This is a genomic window from Enterobacter sp. BIDMC92 (assembly GCF_001030225.1).
Lineage (GTDB): Bacteria > Pseudomonadota > Gammaproteobacteria > Enterobacterales > Enterobacteriaceae > Enterobacter > Enterobacter sichuanensis.
This window is the reverse complement of record NZ_KQ087598.1, coordinates 3,054,324-3,072,008: the sequence shown is the minus strand read 5'-3', so window position 1 is coordinate 3,072,008 and position 17,685 is coordinate 3,054,324. Positions and strand designations below refer to the sequence as shown.

The 17,685-nt window shown below is 58.9% G+C and carries 13 protein-coding genes; 2 read left to right on the top strand and 11 right to left on the bottom strand.

Annotation, left to right across the window (positions count from 1 at the left end; all coding sequences use genetic code 11):
• Positions 1 to 139 precede the first annotated feature (139 nt).
• The 5 genes from SP99_RS14450 to SP99_RS14430 are packed head-to-tail and all read right to left on the bottom strand — an operon-like array spanning position 140 to position 8,106.
• Positions 140 to 2,329 carry a TonB-dependent siderophore receptor gene (locus SP99_RS14450; protein ID WP_047959011.1) on the bottom strand — a complete coding sequence of 730 codons (2,190 nt, stop codon included), beginning with the start codon at positions 2,327 to 2,329 and terminating at the stop codon, positions 140 to 142.
• A 26-nt stretch (positions 2,330 to 2,355) separates the two neighbouring features.
• Positions 2,356 to 3,681, bottom strand: a complete 1,326-nt coding sequence (locus SP99_RS14445; RefSeq protein ID WP_047959010.1) for a lysine N(6)-hydroxylase/L-ornithine N(5)-oxygenase family protein — start codon at positions 3,679 to 3,681, stop codon at positions 2,356 to 2,358.
• Positions 3,678 to 5,420 carry an IucA/IucC family protein gene (iucC, locus tag SP99_RS14440; RefSeq protein ID WP_082137913.1) on the bottom strand — a complete coding sequence of 581 codons (1,743 nt, stop codon included), beginning with the start codon at positions 5,418 to 5,420 and terminating at the stop codon, positions 3,678 to 3,680. Before iucC ends, SP99_RS14445 begins: the two co-directional genes overlap by 4 nt.
• Positions 5,417 to 6,364, bottom strand: coding sequence for a GNAT family N-acetyltransferase (locus SP99_RS14435; RefSeq protein WP_047959009.1), 948 nt, complete (start codon positions 6,362 to 6,364; stop codon positions 5,417 to 5,419). The genes iucC and SP99_RS14435 overlap by 4 nt, the downstream gene beginning before the upstream one ends.
• The gene (locus SP99_RS14430) at positions 6,364 to 8,106 is read right to left on the bottom strand and encodes an IucA/IucC family protein (protein ID WP_047959008.1); all 1,743 of its coding nucleotides are present in this window, start codon (positions 8,104 to 8,106) and stop codon (positions 6,364 to 6,366) included. Before SP99_RS14430 ends, SP99_RS14435 begins: the two co-directional genes overlap by 1 nt.
• Before the next feature lie 138 nt (positions 8,107 to 8,244).
• Here SP99_RS14430 and SP99_RS14425 point away from each other — a divergent pair, with 138 nt between their 5' ends.
• Positions 8,245 to 9,456 carry an MFS transporter gene (locus SP99_RS14425; protein ID WP_047959007.1) on the top strand — a complete coding sequence of 404 codons (1,212 nt, stop codon included), beginning with the start codon at positions 8,245 to 8,247 and terminating at the stop codon, positions 9,454 to 9,456.
• Here the strand turns inward: SP99_RS14425 and mtfA are convergent.
• Positions 9,453 to 10,250: a DgsA anti-repressor MtfA gene (gene mtfA / locus SP99_RS14420; protein ID WP_047959006.1), complete on the bottom strand. Its 798-nt coding sequence runs from the start codon at positions 10,248 to 10,250 to the stop codon at positions 9,453 to 9,455. The genes SP99_RS14425 and mtfA overlap by 4 nt on opposite strands.
• A gap of 212 nt (positions 10,251 to 10,462) precedes the next feature.
• Positions 10,463 to 10,645, bottom strand: coding sequence for a hypothetical protein (locus tag SP99_RS14415; protein WP_141237563.1), 183 nt, complete (start codon positions 10,643 to 10,645; stop codon positions 10,463 to 10,465).
• 124 nt (positions 10,646 to 10,769) lie between these two features.
• Between SP99_RS14415 and SP99_RS14410 the strand changes: the two genes are divergently transcribed.
• A complete protein-coding gene (locus SP99_RS14410; RefSeq protein ID WP_047959004.1) occupies positions 10,770 to 11,669 on the top strand; it encodes an L-proline-binding transcription factor PsrA in 900 nt (299 codons plus the stop codon).
• Here the strand turns inward: SP99_RS14410 and SP99_RS14405 are convergent.
• From SP99_RS14405 to SP99_RS14390, 4 genes are all read right to left on the bottom strand, one after another.
• Positions 11,644 to 12,435: a substrate-binding domain-containing protein gene (locus SP99_RS14405; protein ID WP_047959003.1), complete on the bottom strand. Its 792-nt coding sequence runs from the start codon at positions 12,433 to 12,435 to the stop codon at positions 11,644 to 11,646. The genes SP99_RS14410 and SP99_RS14405 overlap by 26 nt on opposite strands.
• Position 12,436: 1 nt before the next feature.
• The gene (locus SP99_RS14400; protein WP_047959002.1) at positions 12,437 to 13,735 is read right to left on the bottom strand and encodes an MFS transporter; all 1,299 of its coding nucleotides are present in this window, start codon (positions 13,733 to 13,735) and stop codon (positions 12,437 to 12,439) included.
• 272 nt (positions 13,736 to 14,007) lie between these two features.
• A complete protein-coding gene (gene fumA / locus SP99_RS14395) occupies positions 14,008 to 15,657 on the bottom strand; it encodes a class I fumarate hydratase FumA (RefSeq protein WP_047959001.1) in 1,650 nt (549 codons plus the stop codon).
• A gap of 53 nt (positions 15,658 to 15,710) precedes the next feature.
• The gene (locus tag SP99_RS14390) at positions 15,711 to 17,219 is read right to left on the bottom strand and encodes an anion permease (RefSeq protein ID WP_014884418.1); all 1,509 of its coding nucleotides are present in this window, start codon (positions 17,217 to 17,219) and stop codon (positions 15,711 to 15,713) included.
• Between the last annotated feature and the right edge of the window lie 466 nt (positions 17,220 to 17,685).

The window sequence follows — 17,685 nt, the reverse complement described above, 5'->3', positions numbered from 1 at the left end:
CCTCAGTACGCCTTGTCAAAGGGGGAAAACACCCTTTTTGATCGTTTGCCGACAATTTCAGCAAATCGCTGATTTTATAGCAAAATCGCGTTGAAATTACACAGGAAGTGCGCCGCCCGCAGGCAGGCGGCGCGATGACTTAGAACAGAACGGAGTAGTTCAGACCAAACGTGCGGCCACGGCCTTTATAAGTATACAGACCCGGTGCGCCATACGTTGGGCTATACAGCCCCGGTGCGCGCTGGCCCCAGGCGGTGGTGTAGTCTTTGTCCAGCAGGTTTTCCACGCTGAAGCTGACTTTGCCCACCGGCAGGGCGTAGCTGCCAAGGAAGTCGACGGTGTTATAGCCGTCGATCTTCTTGCCGTCGGCATCAGAGACGTCAAAGGTCTGCGTACTCTGCACGCGCAGGGTCCAGTCGCCCGGTGCCCAGTTGACCCAGGCGCTGGCTTTCGACGGGCTGGCGCTGTCAACCGTCAGCTTCTCCCATTTGCCGTTTTCACGGGTTTCGGACTTAATGGCGTTGAAGTTTGCGCCCGTGCTCCAGTCGCTGTCGGTGAAGAAATAGTCCACCTGACCTTCCACCCCGTAGATACGACGCTTATCGTCTTCGAGGTTAATCGTCATGTCCGTCTTGTTGATGGTGATGGTTTTATCCGAGAGCGAGTAATAGGCCGCGACCTGCGTACGCAGGTTATCCCCGGTATAACGCCAGCCCAGCTCATACGCGTTGACCTTGATGCCATCCAGTTTCGAATCGTTCACGTTCACGCTGTTAACCAGACGATAGTGCCCGTCGACAAGCTGATAGGTGCCGGAGCCGTAATATTTCGCCAGGTCAGGAATTTCGAAGCCCTGAGAGAAGTTAAACCACAGCTGCTGCTGTTCGGTCAGGCGGCCAAGGATCCCGGCGTTAAACAGGAAGTTGTTGTAATCCGTTTTCCCACCCGGTACCGCATCGGCAGAGGTGGCCTTGCCGGTGGCGATGGCCTGCTGCTGGGCGTAACCGACAAAATCATCCACCTTGTTTTCGGTGTACTGGTAGCGCACGCCGCCGCTCAGGGTAATGGCGTCAATGTCGTAGCTCGCCTGCAGGAACGGGGCGAGGTTGGTGATGCTGTAACCCGGATAACGGCCCACGTTATAGGCGTTGTCGAGCTTCATGCCGCCGCTCGCCGCCGCTTTGCTCAGGTCGAAGAACTGCTGGTTGGCATCGAAGGTTTCGTGATCGGCATCCACACCCCAGGTCAGCGTCAGGTCATCCACCGGTTTGCTGTTCAGCGTCAGCTTGCCGCCGTAAAAATCGGTTTTCTGCTGGGAGGCGCCAATGCTGGTCACCGCCCCTTTGCTCAGGGTCGGGAACGGGTAGTAGGTCAGGCTCTCATCACGATAGTAGATCTGCGCAACCAGGTCCTGACCCCAGAAATCGGTATTGGAGTACTGCAGGTTAATCAGATGGCGCTCGGTGCCGGGAATACGGTCAGAGTCCAGGTTGTTTTTGTTATACGCCGTGGCATCACCCGTTACCGCCGAGAAGTTCTTCCCGAGATACAGGCCGTGCTTGCCGTCGGATTCGCTCTTGTAGTACTGCGTGGTTAACTGCAGCTGCTGGTGATCGTCAATGTTGATGGTGCCCGTGCCCATCACATCAATACGGTCGGAATATTGTAAGCCGGTCTGGGTGTTATCGATAATCACCTCGTCGCCCTTGCCGTCATACCAGCCGCCGTAGCGCTGATAGGAGACCGACAGACGGCCGGACGCGTTATCATTCCCGCCGCTGACCGCCGCCGACACGTTCTCATCGTGATCGTTATGGCTGTTAAAGCCGCTTTTGGCACCGGTCTGGAACTCAACCTCAGTCTCCGGCTGGCCTTTTTTGGTGACGATGTTCACCAGACCCCCGGTACTGCCGCCGCCGTAGAGCGAGGTGGCGCCGGAGATCACTTCGATACGGTCGATGTTGAACGGATCGATCGAGTCAAGCTGACGGCTGTCGCTGCGGGACGAGTTCAGACGTACGCCGTCCACCATCACCATCATAGAACGGCCGCGCAGGTTCATACCGTAGTTGGTACGCCCCTGGCTGCTGACGTCCATGCCCGGTATCAGCTGCGCCAGCACGTCTTTAATCTCTTTTCCCCCCTGAACCTGCTGCTCAATTTCAGCCCGCTCAATAACCCAGGTGGTCTGCGCCATCTCCGCCACGCTGCGGTGCGCGCGGCTGGCGGAGACAACGATATTTTCTTCCTTTTGTTCTTCTGCCCACGCAGAGGTAGAAAGCATTGCAAGCAAGCACGGATTTAAAACCCAAAGATGAGAACGTTTCATTGTTATGTTGATCCTGAATGTGTGTGTCAGTACTCAGTCGTTTTGGCTAACGATTTAAAAACCTGGCTGCTCTCCGGGCTGGCGGTGCTACGCCAGTGGATCACGCCGGGGGTAGTGGCCAGCTCAAACGGCTCGTCGCCGTGCGCGCGATTCAGAATTCGCGCTGCACGCCAGGCCATCAGGCTGAGCTGGGGTTCGGCAATGCCGAGACGGTGCATCCCGGCATTCACGGCAAACAGGCGATTGCTCTGCGGGCCGTCCCATTCAAGGGTGAAGTCGTTGTTGATACAGAAGGCGTCGTCCGTATCCAGCTGGAGGCGGTGAGCCAGCGGCGCGAGGAACGCCGGCTGTACGGCACGGTAGCCGGTGGCAAAAATCACCACGTCGCTCTCCAGCTGCTCGCTACCGCCGTCGAGATGATGCTGTATGCTCAGGCGCTGCCCGTTTTGCAGCCGCGTCAGCGCGGTTACCGAGCGGGACGGCATCAGGTGCGCCCAGGGTTTTTCACGCAGCACTTCAAAGCGGTGATACATGGCGCGGTAAATGGCCAGCAGGGACTCGGTGGTGATCCCGTCGGAGGTCATCTTCTGCTCGTGCAGCATCTGGCGACGGGCCTCTTCATCGAGCGTGGAGAAGCTGTCCACGTACTCCGGCGTGAAGTACTCGTTGGCAAATGCGGCCTCATCCAGCGCGTTGTAATTGTTGCGGCGTGACACCCAGTTCAGGCTCAGCGGCTGGCCCCATTCCCCGCGGAAGATATTTAAAAACAGGTCGGCGCCGCTCTGCCCGCCGCCGACAATAGTCACGCGCTTGCCCGCAAGATCCGGCGTGCGCAGCATCATCTCGCTGGCGTGGAAGCAGGTATCGTCCTGCACGGTGACGCAGTCGGGCAGATTGATCTGTTTGCCAATCCCTACGCAGACGTGGCGTGCCAGAAAGCGATCCCGCTGGGTTACCACCTCAAACAGGCCGCTGTTCTCATCAAAACTGACCTGCTGCACCTGCTGGCTGAAGGCGAGGTTGGTGAGGTTTTCCGCCGCCCAGCACAGGTAATCGGCAAACTCTTCGCGAGAGACGGTGCGCTGCTCGGTGGTCAGAAAGCGGTAGAACTTTTTACGCTGCACCAGGTAGTTGAGGAAGCTGTGGCGGTTGGTAGGCTCCACGGCGCTGACCAGATCCTTCAGGAAGCTGGTCTGCATGTGGCAGTCCGGCACCATCATTCCCGGGTGCCAGGAAAAATGCGGTTTACGCTCAAGAAACAGCGAGCTAAAGCCGTCCAGCCCCTCTGCGAGGGCGGCGATGCTGAGGTTAAACGGGCCAATACCAATGCCGATGAAATCATAGGTTTTCATTGCGCTGACTCCCGGGAGACCAGAAAAAGAGGGTTATCAAGATCGGAGACATAGTTCGGCAGCATACGGCTGCCGCCGTCGTGTTCGGAGAAGGTCAGTTTGACCGGGTTGAGGATCACGCGAATGATCTGCGGTCTGAAGAGATCGAATATGGCGAAGCGCTCCGCCAGATCCGGGTGCGCAGCCATATAGCGCTGCAGCACGCCGGCGAGGATCTGGTAGAAACGCGTTTCGCTGACCCCGCTTTGCTGGGTAAGACGCGAGATAAACCGCAGCACCGTCACAAAGTTGCCGGTTTGCAGGTCGTGAATGATGTAATCCGCGCTCAGGCGCGCCGTGACGGCTTTCACCTGCTCCGGCAGGCTCTGCGCCTGCGGGAAATCCTCATCCACCAGGCGCATATCACCCTGGAAATCCTTCAGCAGGATGCGCTGTGGGACGTAATCTTTCATCACCAGCGTCACGTTCTGCCCGTGGGCGATGAGCGCCACCCCGTAGCGGCACAGCAGGTGATAGAACGGGATCACCGTCGCCTCAAACAGCGTTTCCAGCCACGCTTCGGCGCTTAACCCCGAGTGTGTGATCCACGCGTCAATCAGCGGACGCCCGGCGTTATCGGTCTCCATCAGCGCCGCCATCAGCACCGCCTGTTCACCGTCCTGCAGATAGCAGGAGGGGTTTTCCCGCCAGATCACGCCCAGCATCTCCTGGTAGCGATAGGGCGCTTTCGGCAATGCGGCATAACCCGGATGCGAGAGATACCCCGCCGCAGGTTCGCCAAGCACCTGCGCGCCAGAGCGGATGAGGGTGGCGTCGCTGGTAAACTGCTGCTGTAACCAGCGCGACGCCAGCGGCCCGGCAGCAATGTACTTGCCCGGAATACCGCGATAGCAGGAGGTGTTGTAGATGGTCAGCGGCAGCTTGATGTCATATTTCGTGCGGCGGCTGGCGTTGGTCAGCGTGCGCAGGGACTGCTGCGCCAGGTACTCATCGCCAAACTCGCCCAGATCCACCATCTCACCGCGCGCCAGCTGTGCCAGGAAATGAATGGTGATCTTCTGCTGCCACTGCCACGGGTGCAGCGGCACCGGCAGCCAGCTGTCGTCGAGCCCCAGCGCCTGCCAGCGGGTGTCGAAGCGGGCGCGCTCGGCGTTGTCCATCGCGCTGGCCAGCAGATTGTGAATGTCGCAATCGGCGTCGCTGCTCCAGACCAGTTGCTCGCGCTTAACGGCGACCCAGTGCAGGCGAAAACGCCCGCAGTATTCCGGCGCGTACTGGCGCAGCGCATCCAGCCCCCAGCCGCGGCGTCCCTTGTTAAAAATAAACTTCGGATGGCCGCTCATCAGACACTGTAGTTCGTCCGGGTCGAGGTGGATAAGCGCGTCGGCATCCAGCGCTTCACGCGCCTGCAGCAACTGAATATCGCCCCGCAGCGTGGCGTAGAGATCTTCCAGATGCTCTGCCGTTTGCGCATCGCTCATCTCCAGCACCGTGGCCAGCTGTAGCAGCGCGCTTTCGGCTTCAATGGTCGCGCCGCTCACGGCAGTCAGGCTGTTCGGGTCGATATGCAGCCAGCCCCAGATCCCGCGCGTGGCGTGAAACTGCCAGGTTTCGCTGCCCATGGTGATTTGCCAGCGGTCCGCGTCCAGGGACTCGGCGCGCAGGGTGCGCTCGTATTCCAGCTCGGCGAGGATCTTCGCCACCATCTCACGGTTCACTTTTTGCCAGAGTGCGTTCACAGGCCCACCTCGCTGAAGAAGCGGTGACGCTCGCTCATGATGAGGCGCGAACGCTTGTGCGGGAAATCGAACTCTTTGACGGTGTCGAAACCGGCGGTAGCCAGATGGCGGAACAGGCGCTGGTTGTCGAAACGTGGCTCGGCGACAATCCGCGTGGTGCGCGGTTCATCCATAAACAGATAGTGGCTCAGGCCGCGCAGCCAGCTGCGGATATACTGCGCGCCGCGCCAGTTCTCTTCCCCGACCAGCATATGCAGCCCGCGGTCAAACGGCTGCCAGCGATAGTGGCGACCAATGCGATCTTCCGGCGCCCAGTAAAGCTCAAAATAGCCGAACGGCTGGTCGTCGAAGCAGCCGATAACCGGATAGCAGTACGTCGAGTCGAGCTGACGGCGCAGGTAGTTCTCCTGCTCGGCCTGCGGGCCGGCCATCTCCCAGAAGGCGTTGACGCGAGGATTGTTCATCCATTGGGTAAAACGTTCGCCGTCCAGCGCCACGTCCGCCACGCGGAAGCTCAGGGTGCGTTTAATCTGCGGATCGTAACGGCGATAGACTTCGCCCTGCGGGCGGTGAGGGCGCAGCGGGAAGTAGAGCTGACGGCTCTCATCGAACTGCATACCACCGCTGGCCTGCGGACGTTCGCCTTTAAGCCACAGCGGCAGCTGCCAGAAGGACGCACGGGCCAGATAATCCCCGTGAGCCTGGCGAAACAGCGCCTGCGCCTGGGGTTCATCCTGCCAGACTGCCCACGGCAGCGTGATGCCGGTCAGCGACGGTGCGGCGACGAACAGCTGATCCAGCGCCTCGACCAGCCAGCCGTCCGGAATGTCATTCATACGCTCAAGCACCGCGCTGCCGTCGAGACCCAGGCTCAGCGGAAGAGATTTATCAGTTGTGGTGCAGCGAAAGCCGTAGCCGGAATGGACGATATTCGCGTTAGCCATCACGCCTTCTCCTTGTAAAACGGGTTGCTAAAGTCGAAATAGATCACCGCCGGGTCGGCAATGGTGTTTTCGTTGCGATCGTGCAGGTAGCAGAAGAAATTGCCTTTGCAGTTCCAGGTCGGGCTGTCGAGCACGTAGTCAAGACAGCGGGTCTGCTTCGCGGTCTGGCGCAGTCCGGCCAGTGCATCACGCACCCGGGTCATCAGGCTCTCTTCGCTGTCGAAACCGGCAGCGGCGAGGGCGGCGGTGACGGCGAGTGTGGAGTTGAGCAGCAGGTAATAGGGGAAGTAGCGCAGCAGCTGGCTCTCGCCGAAGCGGTTTTCCACCTCGCTTTCACCCGCCTCCTGCAGCCACGCGTCGGCCCCTTCGGTCCAGGCGCTGCCCTGGCAGTCACGGTAGATGAGCCCGACGGGGAAATCCTGCTGCATCTCAACGAGGATATTTTGCTGGTGTGCCAGCAGCACCAGACCGTAGTCCGCCTCGGCGCTGAACAGCGGGAGGAGCACGCGGTCGCAATAGGCGTCCAGCCAGCAGCGCGCGGCCTGGGCTAGCGGTAAATCCAGCCGCTGACTGAGACGGCGCACCGCCGCGGCCAACAGGCTATCACCGCCGTCCGGCGCGGCCTGCGTCAGGCTCACCAGCACGTTGGTTTGCGTAGCCGGGGCATCAAACAGCAGGTTGACGCGTAGCGCCATCAGGCTCTCTTCCTGAATGGTGCCGCTTTCGTCACGCAGACCCGCCCAGCCGTCTTCCTGCATGACGCGCATGGTGGGGTAGCGCGCCTGGAGTTCCTGCCAGCGCGCCGTCTTCGCCAGACGCGCCAGGCGCATCCCGCGCTTAACTTCTTTCACCGACAGTGTGCGCACCGAGTTGGTCAGGCGCACGCTGAGGGAAAACTTAATCATGTCGCTGTTGGTTTCGCTGTACAGCGAGCGGGAAGAGCTTGTCGGCAGCCATTGCGCGCCCGCTTCGCCCAGATCCTGCAGAGCACCCTTCGTCACCAGCCGCTGGCACCATGCCTGCTCCAGCAGATACTCCGCCTGCCACGGATGCATCGGCAGCAGCCAGCGGGTGTCGGTGAAGTGGCCGAGCAGCTCAGGCGCGCTCTGGGCGGCGAATCGCAGCAGGCGTTCGCGCAGGGAGACGTTCAGGCTGTCGCCGGCAATCAGTTCGCTCTCAACGGCAAACCAGCGCAGCGGGAAGCGGGAGGCGAAATCGGGCAAATAGCGACGCGCTTCGGCTTCGTTAAACGGCTCGTGCGATTTCGGGGCCGGGTGAAACGCATGCCCCACCAGCAGCGCCTGTTCCGCCTCGGCGAACGTCAGCGGCGTGTCGCGCAGGGTTGCCCAGCGGTGACGCAGGTCGATCGCCTGCCAGGTGTGGGCATGGCTTTCGAGGACGCGCTGTTTAAAACGCGCCAGCGTATCGGCATCCAGTGAGCCTTTTACAGAGGGTTTTTCAAGAATTAAATCAACCAGTTGAGGGAAAGTGACGGCGTCACCATGGTCGCTGTCGCTCTGGATAAGCGTTGCCGGGAAACGGTACTGATGATGCTGGGTTGGGGAAAAATAGTGTACTGAAACCCGAATGGCCTGGGTTGGCGAGAGCGGGATATGGATCTGCGATAACGCATCCGCGCAGGTCGCGGGGAGATAGCGCCAGTCCTTCGTTTCGCGCAACAGGGCGTTTAAAAAACACTGGGCCGCAACGTCTGTACCGGCAGAGCGGGGCAGAGTACGCATAGGTGTACCTCATTCCATGACTGATAATAATTCTCGTTATGATATTCATTCTGTTTACAGTCGCAACTATTTTTGCAATATTTGTTTTCATAAAGTTCATGATTTCCACACATTTATTGACACTATGTTCACAATTCTATGCGCTCACTTTCTGACACTCTGACGGACAATCTCACCCCGAAAGCGAACTGGCCCCTGGCATTGTGTGCAGGTTTATTAGGGATCGGACAAAACGGTTTGCTGGTGATGCTGCCGCAGCTGGTCACTCTGACCGGACTCTCCCTCTCCGTCTGGGCGGGTCTGTTGATGTTCGGATCGATGCTCTTTTTACCGGCTTCGCCCTGGTGGGGACGTCAGAGCGAGCGGCACGGCTGTAAAAGCGTGATGCTGGCCGCACTCAGCGGCTATCTGGCCAGTTTTGTCGTCATGGCGCTGGTGGTCTGGGCGATGGCCGCCGGGAGGCTGGATACCGTGTGGGGGCTGGCGGGGCTGGTCCTCTCACGAACGCTGTATGGCCTGACGGTCTCCGGGCTGGTGCCTGCGGCCCAGACGTGGGCGATTCAGCGTGCGGGGCTGGAGAAAAGAATGGCCGCGCTGGCGACAATCAGCTCCGGTCTCAGCTGCGGGCGTCTGCTCGGCCCGCCGCTGGCGGCGATGATGCTCAGCGTTAACCCGGTGGCGCCGCTGTGGCTGATGGCGATCGCGCCGTTAATCGCTCTGCTGCTGGTACTGCGCGAAGTCGCCGATCCGCCTCTGCCCCCGGTGGCGCACCAGTCGACCCGGCTAACCGCAGCAATGTTGCCGTTCCTGCTGCTGGCGCTGCTGCTGGCGGCGCTGGTGAGTCTGATGCAGCTTGGCCTGTCACCGCATCTTAGCCCGTTGCTGAACGGTAACGCCCGGGAGATTAGCCATCATGTCGCGGTCCTGCTGAGCCTGGCCGCGCTGGCCACGCTCGCGGCGCAGTTTCTGGTGGTTCGCCCGCAGCATTTCAGCCCGGTCACCTTGCTCTGCCTGGCGGCGGGGCTGATGGTTGTCGGCCTTGGGGTGATGTGTATTGCGGGTGTCGCGCTGTTCTACGTGGGGATTGTCATCACCTCGCTGGGGGCGGCCATGGCGACGCCCGGCTATCAGCTACTGTTGAACGACAGGTTGACGACAGGGAAAGGAGCGGGGGTGATTGCCACCAGCCATACGTTAGGCTACGGCGTCAGCGCGCTGCTGGTCCCTCTGGTAACGCGCGTATCCGGTGAGTCGTCGTTAATCGTGGCCGCCTGGGGAATGGCGCTGCTGTTTTTGGCCCTGAGCGTAGGGGTATGGTCAGCTGAGCGTACCCCGGCCGGCAGGCGCTAGTGGACCTGGCGGACAGACGCGCCGCCAGACTCCTCATGCTGCCTTAGACGCTTAAGCGGATCCTGCTGATAAAAGTGGCAGAAACGCTGCCACAGCGCCGGGAAACGTGGCGCGAAGAGCTCGGGTGCGCTGAAGAAATACTCTGACAGCACCGCAAAACACTCGGCGGGATCGGTCGCCGCATAGGCATCGATGCTGGCCGCGCTTTCACCCACCAGGTCAATTTCGTCCTGGATGTTATCCATCGCCGCGTGCAGATCGTGCTCCCACCCCGCGACGTCGCGAAGCGGGATCAGCGGCACGCCGCTGGCGCGATCGCCGTTGCGGGTATCCAGCTTATGCGCCACCTCATGAATAATCAGATTAAAACCGGACGCGTCGAACGAGTCCTGAATATCGAGCCAGTTGAGGATAATCGGCCCTTGCTGCCAGCTTTGCCCGGACTGCACCACGCGCTGGTTATGCACCAGCCCGATATCATCTTCCCACTCGTCATCCACCACGAACGGCGCAGGGTAGATCAGCACTTCGTGGAAACCGTCCAGCCACTCAATACCGAGTTCAAGCACCGGCAGGCAGAACAGCAGGGCGATGCGCGCACTTTTATGGGCATCCAGCTCAAACCCCTGCAGCGGGACCAGCCGCTTTTGCTGCAAAAAGCGATCCGCCAGCTGAATCAGCTTTGACTGTTCATCCGGCTGGAGACTGGCCAGCACGGGGATCGCCAGCGCGTCATCCCACGGCAGCGCCGCATGTTGACCAGCATCATTTGATTTCCAGGGCCACTTAATCATCGCTTTGCTCGCAAACTCGTCACGTGAACAAAATTGAAAGGTCAGGTTAACATGCCAAAGAAACCGGCATGAAGGCAACTACAAAACGTTGAGATGTCGGAATGGCAGAAGAGGCCAGCCTCTCCGCCATTATTCAACCATTTATCCCGTTTCCTTTCAGTGACAAAACTCCCATTGAGAACATCAGGTGAGGAAAGTCTGTAGCCCGGCGGTTAGTGGCTATTTTCCAAAACAAATACGTTTTGCTCTCCGTTAACATACGTCACCTGCAGCCAGGTGTGATGCTCATCATTTGCGGGTCGGAGATCGCTGATTAACGTTCCGCCGCCAGGCGAGAGCAGATGCTGCTGAGCCGCGAAGAGATGGCGCTGGTGGATGCGGTGGCGTCGTCGCATAGCGAGGTCCACAGCCTCGTGTAGCGCTTTGCGGACACACATCAGCGGCAGAGGTTGCCGCTGATTCATAAGTCGCTATTATGAATGTCCGAGTTTCCAGAAAGCGCTAAGGATTGCCAGAAAAATGCCCGTCAATTTCGACCTCAACGATCTTTACGCCTTCAGAGCCCTGGTGGAGTACGGTAACTTTCGCATCGCCGCAGAGTCTATCTGCCTCTCCCAGTCCGCCCTGAGCCGCCGCATTGAGAAGCTGGAGGCGGCCGTCGGCGCGAAGCTGTTCGACAGAACCACCCGGCGCGTAACGCTGACCCTGTTCGGGCAAACCTTTGCCGATCGCTGCGGGCAACTTCTGGAAAATGTGGAGTCTATGCTGGCGGATATCGACAAGGTGAGCGAGGAGCGCACCGGGCTTGTCACCGTCGCCACCGTGCCTTCGGCGGCCTGCCATTTTATGCCGGAGGTGATCCGTCAGTTTCACAGCCGCTATCCGCGCGTGCGCATCAGGCTTATCGACAGCAGCGCGGGTAACGTCATTGAGGCAGTGGCCAGCGGCCAGGCGGACTTTGGCATCTGCTTTGCCAGAAGCCTGCAGCCGGATATCACCTTTATGCCGCTGGTGGAGGATGTGTATGTCGCCGCGTGCCGTCGCGATCATCCGCTTGCAGGGCGCAAGAGTCTGACCTGGGAGGCATTTTATCAGCAGGATTACATCAGCCTGGATATCACGTCGGGGAACCGCAATTTGCTCGATCAGATGCTCGGCCATATTAAGCCCGAGCGTCCGGGCATTTGCGAGACGCGCCACGTGACAACCATGCTGGGAATGGTCGAGGCGGGGATAGGCATTGCTGCCGTCCCCGCCATGTCAATGCCTCACTCTGAGCATGCTGTACTGACCTCTGTCCCGCTGACCGAGCCCGAAGTCAAACGCACTGTCGGGCTGATTCGGCGCAGCGGGCGGATTCAGTCGTGGATTGCCGCCGAGCTGGAAACGCTGATTATTGCCCGTTACCGCGCGGCGTAGCGACGGGGAGCATCCCGGTGGCGGTGATGGTCTCCTGCGCCTGCGGCGACGCGAGGTAATCCAGCAGGGCTTTCCCCGCGGCAGGGTGCTCCGCGTGGGCGGTGACCGCTCCGGCAAAACGGGTGATGTACTGCAGGTTATCCGGCAGTTTGCCGACAAAGGTCACGCCGGGCACGGGCAACAGTTCGCTGACCTGCTGGAACCCCACGGCGTATTTCCCTTTCGCCACTTCAGAGGCAACCGGGATCCGCTCTACCTTGTGCGCTTTTCCCGCCACCTGGGCGTCAATCCCCAGCTTTTTGAACAGCTGACTTTGCACATACCGGCCGCTGGCGCTGTCTGAGTAGGCGATGGCGCTGGCCGCAAGCAGGGTCTGTTTTAGCGCACTGTCCGTGGCGATATCCGGCACGGGTGACCCGGCTTTCACCACCATGCCGATGGGCGAATCCGCCAGCTCCACCCGTGAATCGGCGTTGACCATCCGGTCTTTCGCCAGATGCTCCAGCGCATCGCCGACCATGATCACCACGTCCGCTTTTTCACCGCGTGCCAGCCGGTTGGGGATCGCCTGCGGCGTCTGTCCCATCGACGGCCCCGGGATCAGCACGATATGGTCACCCGTCCGGGCTTCATACCCGGGGGCGAGTTTTTCCAGCGCGGCCTTAAAACCGCCCGAAATCATAACCGTCACCTCCTGAGCCAGCGCGCCTGCGCTGGTGGCCAGCAATACCAGCCCGGTCAGTCCTGAACGTAAGAATGTGCGCATATTATCCTCGCTGAACTTGCAGGCTCATGGCGCTGCGACGGTAGAGATAAAGCGTTGCCAGCAGCGCGCAAATCGCCGCGAAGCTCATCCAGTAGCCCGGTGAGGCTTTATCGCCGGTGTACTCAATCAGGGCCGTCGAAATGACCGGGGTAAAGCCGCCGAAGATCGCCGTAGCAAGGCTGTACGCCAGTGAGAAACCGGCGACACGCACCTCGACCGGCATGATCTCCGTCAGCGCCGGGATCATCGCGCCGTTGTAGAGGCCATAAAGGAAGGAGAGCCACAGCAGCACGCTCAGCATCATGGAGAAGCTCGGGGCCTGCGCCAGCAGCGTCAGGGCCGGATAGCTGGTCGCCAGCGCCAGCAGGGTCATGGCAATCAGTACTGGTTTGCGGCCGAAGCGGTCCGACAGCGCACCGCCCACCGGCAGCCAGATAAAGTTCGAGATCGCCACCAGCAGCGTCACCAGCAGGCTGTCTGAGGCGCTGAGCATTAACACTTTTTTACCGAAGGTGGGCGCGTAGACGGTGATCAGGTAGAACGCGGTGGTGGTCATGGCCACCATCAGCATGCCCGCGACCACGACCGGCCAGTTCGCCAGCAGGGTGGTAAAGACCTGACGCATCGCCAGCGTGTGACGGCGCGCGCGGAACTCCTCGGTCTCTTCCAGCTTGCGGCGCAGGAAGAAGATAAACGGCACGATCAGGCAGCCGAACAGGAACGGGATGCGCCAGCCCCATTCGCGAATGGCGCTCTCTTCCAGTACCGCGTTCAGCGCAAAGCCCATTGCGGCGGCCACCATAATTGCCACCTGCTGACTGCCGGATTGCCAGCTGGTAAAGAAGCCCTTGCGGCCCGGCGTGGCAATTTCCGCCAGATAGACCGACACCCCGCCAAGCTCCGCCCCGGCGGAAAAGCCCTGCAGCAGACGTCCCACCAGCACCAGCAGCGGCGCCCACAGGCCGATACTTTCATAAGAGGGGATCAGCACAATCAGGAAGGTGCCGGCCGCCATAATCGACAGGGTGGTGATCAACCCTTTGCGGCGACCAACCTTGTCGATGTAAGCCCCGAGGACAATCGCGCCGATGGGGCGCATTAAGAAGCCCGCGCCGAAGACGGCGAAGGTCATCATCAGCGACGCGAATTCACTGCTCGCCGGGAAAAAGGTATGGGCGATATAGGTGGCGTAGAACCCAAACAGGAAGAAGTCGAATTGCTCGAGGAAATTGCCCGAGGTGACGCGAAGTATCGCGCCCGCTCGTGCACGAACGGTTGCAGGTGGGGTTGAGGAAATCATGGTCGTCTCCAGTTTATTATTGACGTGTTGTCCGTCTGTTTCTGAAAACTGGATCAGTGAGGGGAATTTTATAAGCGCAATAAACACATCATCTGATGCGTTTGCTGCATTAATCAGGATGGGGGCAGCGAGTGTTATTGATTTAACAATGACTTAACATTGTATTGATGATTTATTCACCTGGCACGGCTGACGCCGTCGGTTCTCTGTTTTGTGAACAGACGCAAGCCTGAAAAAGCCCGGCGGCGAGGCGCCTGCCGGGCTGATGCGACTCAGCGCTGTGTACAGCCTTTGCACTGTTTATTCTGGATCTGCTGGAAGAAATCGTTGCCTTTGTCATCCACCAGGATAAACGCCGGGAAGTTTTCCACTTCGATTTTCCAGATGGCTTCCATGCCCAGCTCCGGATACGCGACGCATTCCAGACGCTTGATGCTGTTTTGCGCCAGCACCGCCGCCGGGCCACCGATGCTGCCCAGGTAGAAGCCGCCATGTTTATGACAGGCATCGGTCACCTGCTGGCTGCGGTTACCTTTCGCCAGCATGATCATGCTCGCTCCGTGGGACTGCAGTAAATCGACATACGAGTCCATACGCCCTGCGGTGGTCGGGCCGAGTGAGCCGGAGGCGTAACCTTCCGGCGTTTTGGCCGGGCCCGCGTAGTAAATCGGATGATCCTTGACGTACTGCGGCAGTTCTTCGCCGTTGTCGAGCAGCTCTTTCAGCTTCGCGTGTGCAATGTCGCGCGCCACGATGATGGTGCCGTTCAGCGACAGGCGGGTAGAGACCGGGTGCGCGGAAAGCTGCGCCAGGATCTCGTTCATCGGCTTGTTCAGGTTGATGCTGACCACGTCGCCTTCGCCCTGCTGGCGCAGTGATTCAGGAATATACTGGCCCGGGTTGTGTTCCAGTTTTTCAATCCAGATCCCGTCGCGGTTGATTTTGGCTTTGATGTTGCGGTCTGCCGAGCAGGAGACGCCCATGCCGATTGGGCAGGAGGCACCGTGGCGCGGCAGGCGGATCACGCGGATATCGTGGGCGAAGTACTTACCGCCAAACTGCGCGCCGAGGCCGAGATTTTGCGCTTCCTGCAGCAGTTCCTGTTCGAGCTGCACGTCGCGGAATGCCTGTCCGTGTTCGTTCCCTTCGGTGGGCAGTGCATCGTAGTAGCGGGTGGAAGCCAGCTTGACGGTTTTCAGCGTTGCTTCCGCCGAGGTACCGCCGATCACAAACGCGATATGGTACGGCGGACAGGCTGCGGTACCGAGGGTACGCATTTTTTCCACCAGATAGTTTTTCAGCTTCGCCGGGGTGATCAGCGCTTTGGTTTCCTGATAGAGGTAGGTTTTGTTGGCCGAGCCGCCGCCTTTTGCCATGCAGAGGAATTTGTACTCGTCGCCGTCGACGCTGTAGAGATCGATCTGTGCCGGCAGGTTGGTGCCGGTGTTGACCTCTTTATACATATCCAGCGCGGCGTTCTGGGAGTAACGCAGGTTATCTTCGATGTAGGTGTTGTACACGCCCTGGCTCAGCGCAGCTTCATCGCCGCCGCCGGTCCAGACGCGCTGGCCTTTTTTACCCATGATGATTGCCGTGCCGGTATCCTGACAGGTTGGCAGCGCGCCTTTGGCCGCGATTTCAGAGTTGCGCAGGAATTGCAGGGCGACGTATTTATCGTTCTGGCTCGCTTCCGGGTCGTTGAGAATAGCGGCAACCTGCTTCTGGTGCGATGGGCGCAGCATAAAGGCCGCATCGTGGAATGCCTGCTGTGCCAGCAGGGTCAGCGCTTCAGGCTCGACCTTCAGGACCTCCTGACCGTCGAACTCGGCAACGGAGACGTGCTCTTTGGTCAACAGATAGTATTCGGTGTCGTCATGGGAGAGAGGGAAGGGGTTCTGATAAATAAACGGTTTATTCGACATAGTATTGCTCCACAAAAATAAAACCGCCGGAGGAAACGTCCGGCGGTCAGGAATCAGAACATCATGGACATCCACGGATAACCAATCAGCAGCAGGGCCGCCAGGAAGATGGCACCGAAGATCGTGCCGAGGCGCCAGTAGTCTTTGGTTGGCAGGTAGCCGCTACCGTAGTAAATCGGGCTTGGACCCGTACCGTACGGGGTGATGATCCCCATCACGCCCAGTGAGGTCACCATCAGCAGAACGAAGACTTCCATATTCATCCCCGGAATGGTGGAAGCGATGGTCAGCATCGCTGGCAGCAGCGCCGTGGTATGCGCGGTGGTGCTGGCAAACAGGTAGTGCAGCAGGTAGAACGCCAGCAGCAGCACGATGGTGGCAACCCCCGGCGAGATACCGCTCATCAGCAGACCGCCTTCTTTACCCAGCCAGCTGATAAAGCCGGTAGAGGAGAGGCCGTCCGCCAGCGCCACCAGGGTGGCGAACCAGACGAAGGTGTTCCACGCGGCTTTATTACCGGTGATATCGTTCCACTCCAGCACGCCGGTCCATAGCATCAGACCTACGATCAGCAGGGCGGCCATCGCCGGTTCAATCCACGCGGCAGCGAAGATCCACATCAGCAGGGCACAGCACACGAATACCAGCAGCAGAATTTCATTGCGGGACAGTTTGCCCAGTTTTTCCAGCTCGCGGGTCGCCCACAGCGGCACTTCATTATTCACTTTGACTTCAGGTGGGTAGAACCAGTAGGCCAGCAGCGGCATGGTCAGAATCAGCAGGATGCCCAGCGGCAGGAAGGCCAGGAACCAGGTACCCCAGGAGATATCAATCCCCACTGTACTTTTCACCAGCGCCAGCGCCAGCAGGTTCGGCGCAAGGGCGGAGAGGAACATTGAACTGGTGATACAGGCCGCGGTGATGGCTACCCACATCAGGTACGAACCAATTTTACGCGCGCTTGGGTCGTTCGGTTTTGAACCGTACAGCGGCGGCAGGTTAGCGATGATCGGGTAGATGGTCCCGCCGCTGCGCGCGGTGTTGGACGGGGTAAACGGTGCCAGCAGCAGGTCCGCGAAGGTAATGGCGTAACCGAGCGTCAGGCTGCGACGGCCGAGATACTTCACCAGAATCAGCGCCAGACGGCGACCGAAGCGGGTTTTGTCGTAGCCTGCGGCAAACATAAAGGCACCGAAAATCAGCCAGACGGTCGAGTTACCAAACCCGCTCACCGCCCATTTAAAGGAGGCGCCAGCCAGCTTGAATTTCGGGTCGGCCAGCTGATCGGGGCTGAACAGCACCCACTGGCTGCAGAGCGCAATCGCCACGACGCCGGTCAGGCCGATCACCGCGCCCGGCAGGGGTTCGAAGATCAGGCCGACGATCACGCCAACAAAGATAGCGAAGTAGTGCCACGCGTAAGGCGGCAGTCCTTCCGGTACCGGAACAAACAGCAGCAGTACGGCGACAATGACGGGCAGTGCCATCATCAGCAGTCGTTTTGCTTTTCCATTTGATGCCTGGTTCGCCACAGGGGGCGTTACAGCAGTTTTTGTATTCATAGTTTCACGTCTTAAGTTGTCAAGAATTCGGTCGCAGTGAAAAGACAAATTCGCTTTCTTAAGTTTCTTTGCTTTTTTTAGTTATTAAAGGTGCGGTTTTGTATTTTCAGTAATAGCGATTTAACGCATTTTTGATTGCGCTAAATTAAAAATTGATGATGTTTTTATATTGCGCTTTTGGATGCCATAACTATTGATCGCGATCAAAAAAAGAGAATTGCAGCGTTATTTTTGTGCTTTTATTAATAACCACTCAGGCGTATGTGGGTATTAGGTAATTTCTTAAGTGCTTTTATCAAGCTTGTAACAATTGCGCAGTGGGTAATTTGGTATTTAGTTGAAAAATATAGATTTTTGTTGTTTCTGGTGAAAGGGTCTTACCTTTAAAAATTTAACGGATTTTAAATTAATGTGAATGCCTGAATCACAATCGCTAACACCAATGTGTTATTAATGTTATCGAAGG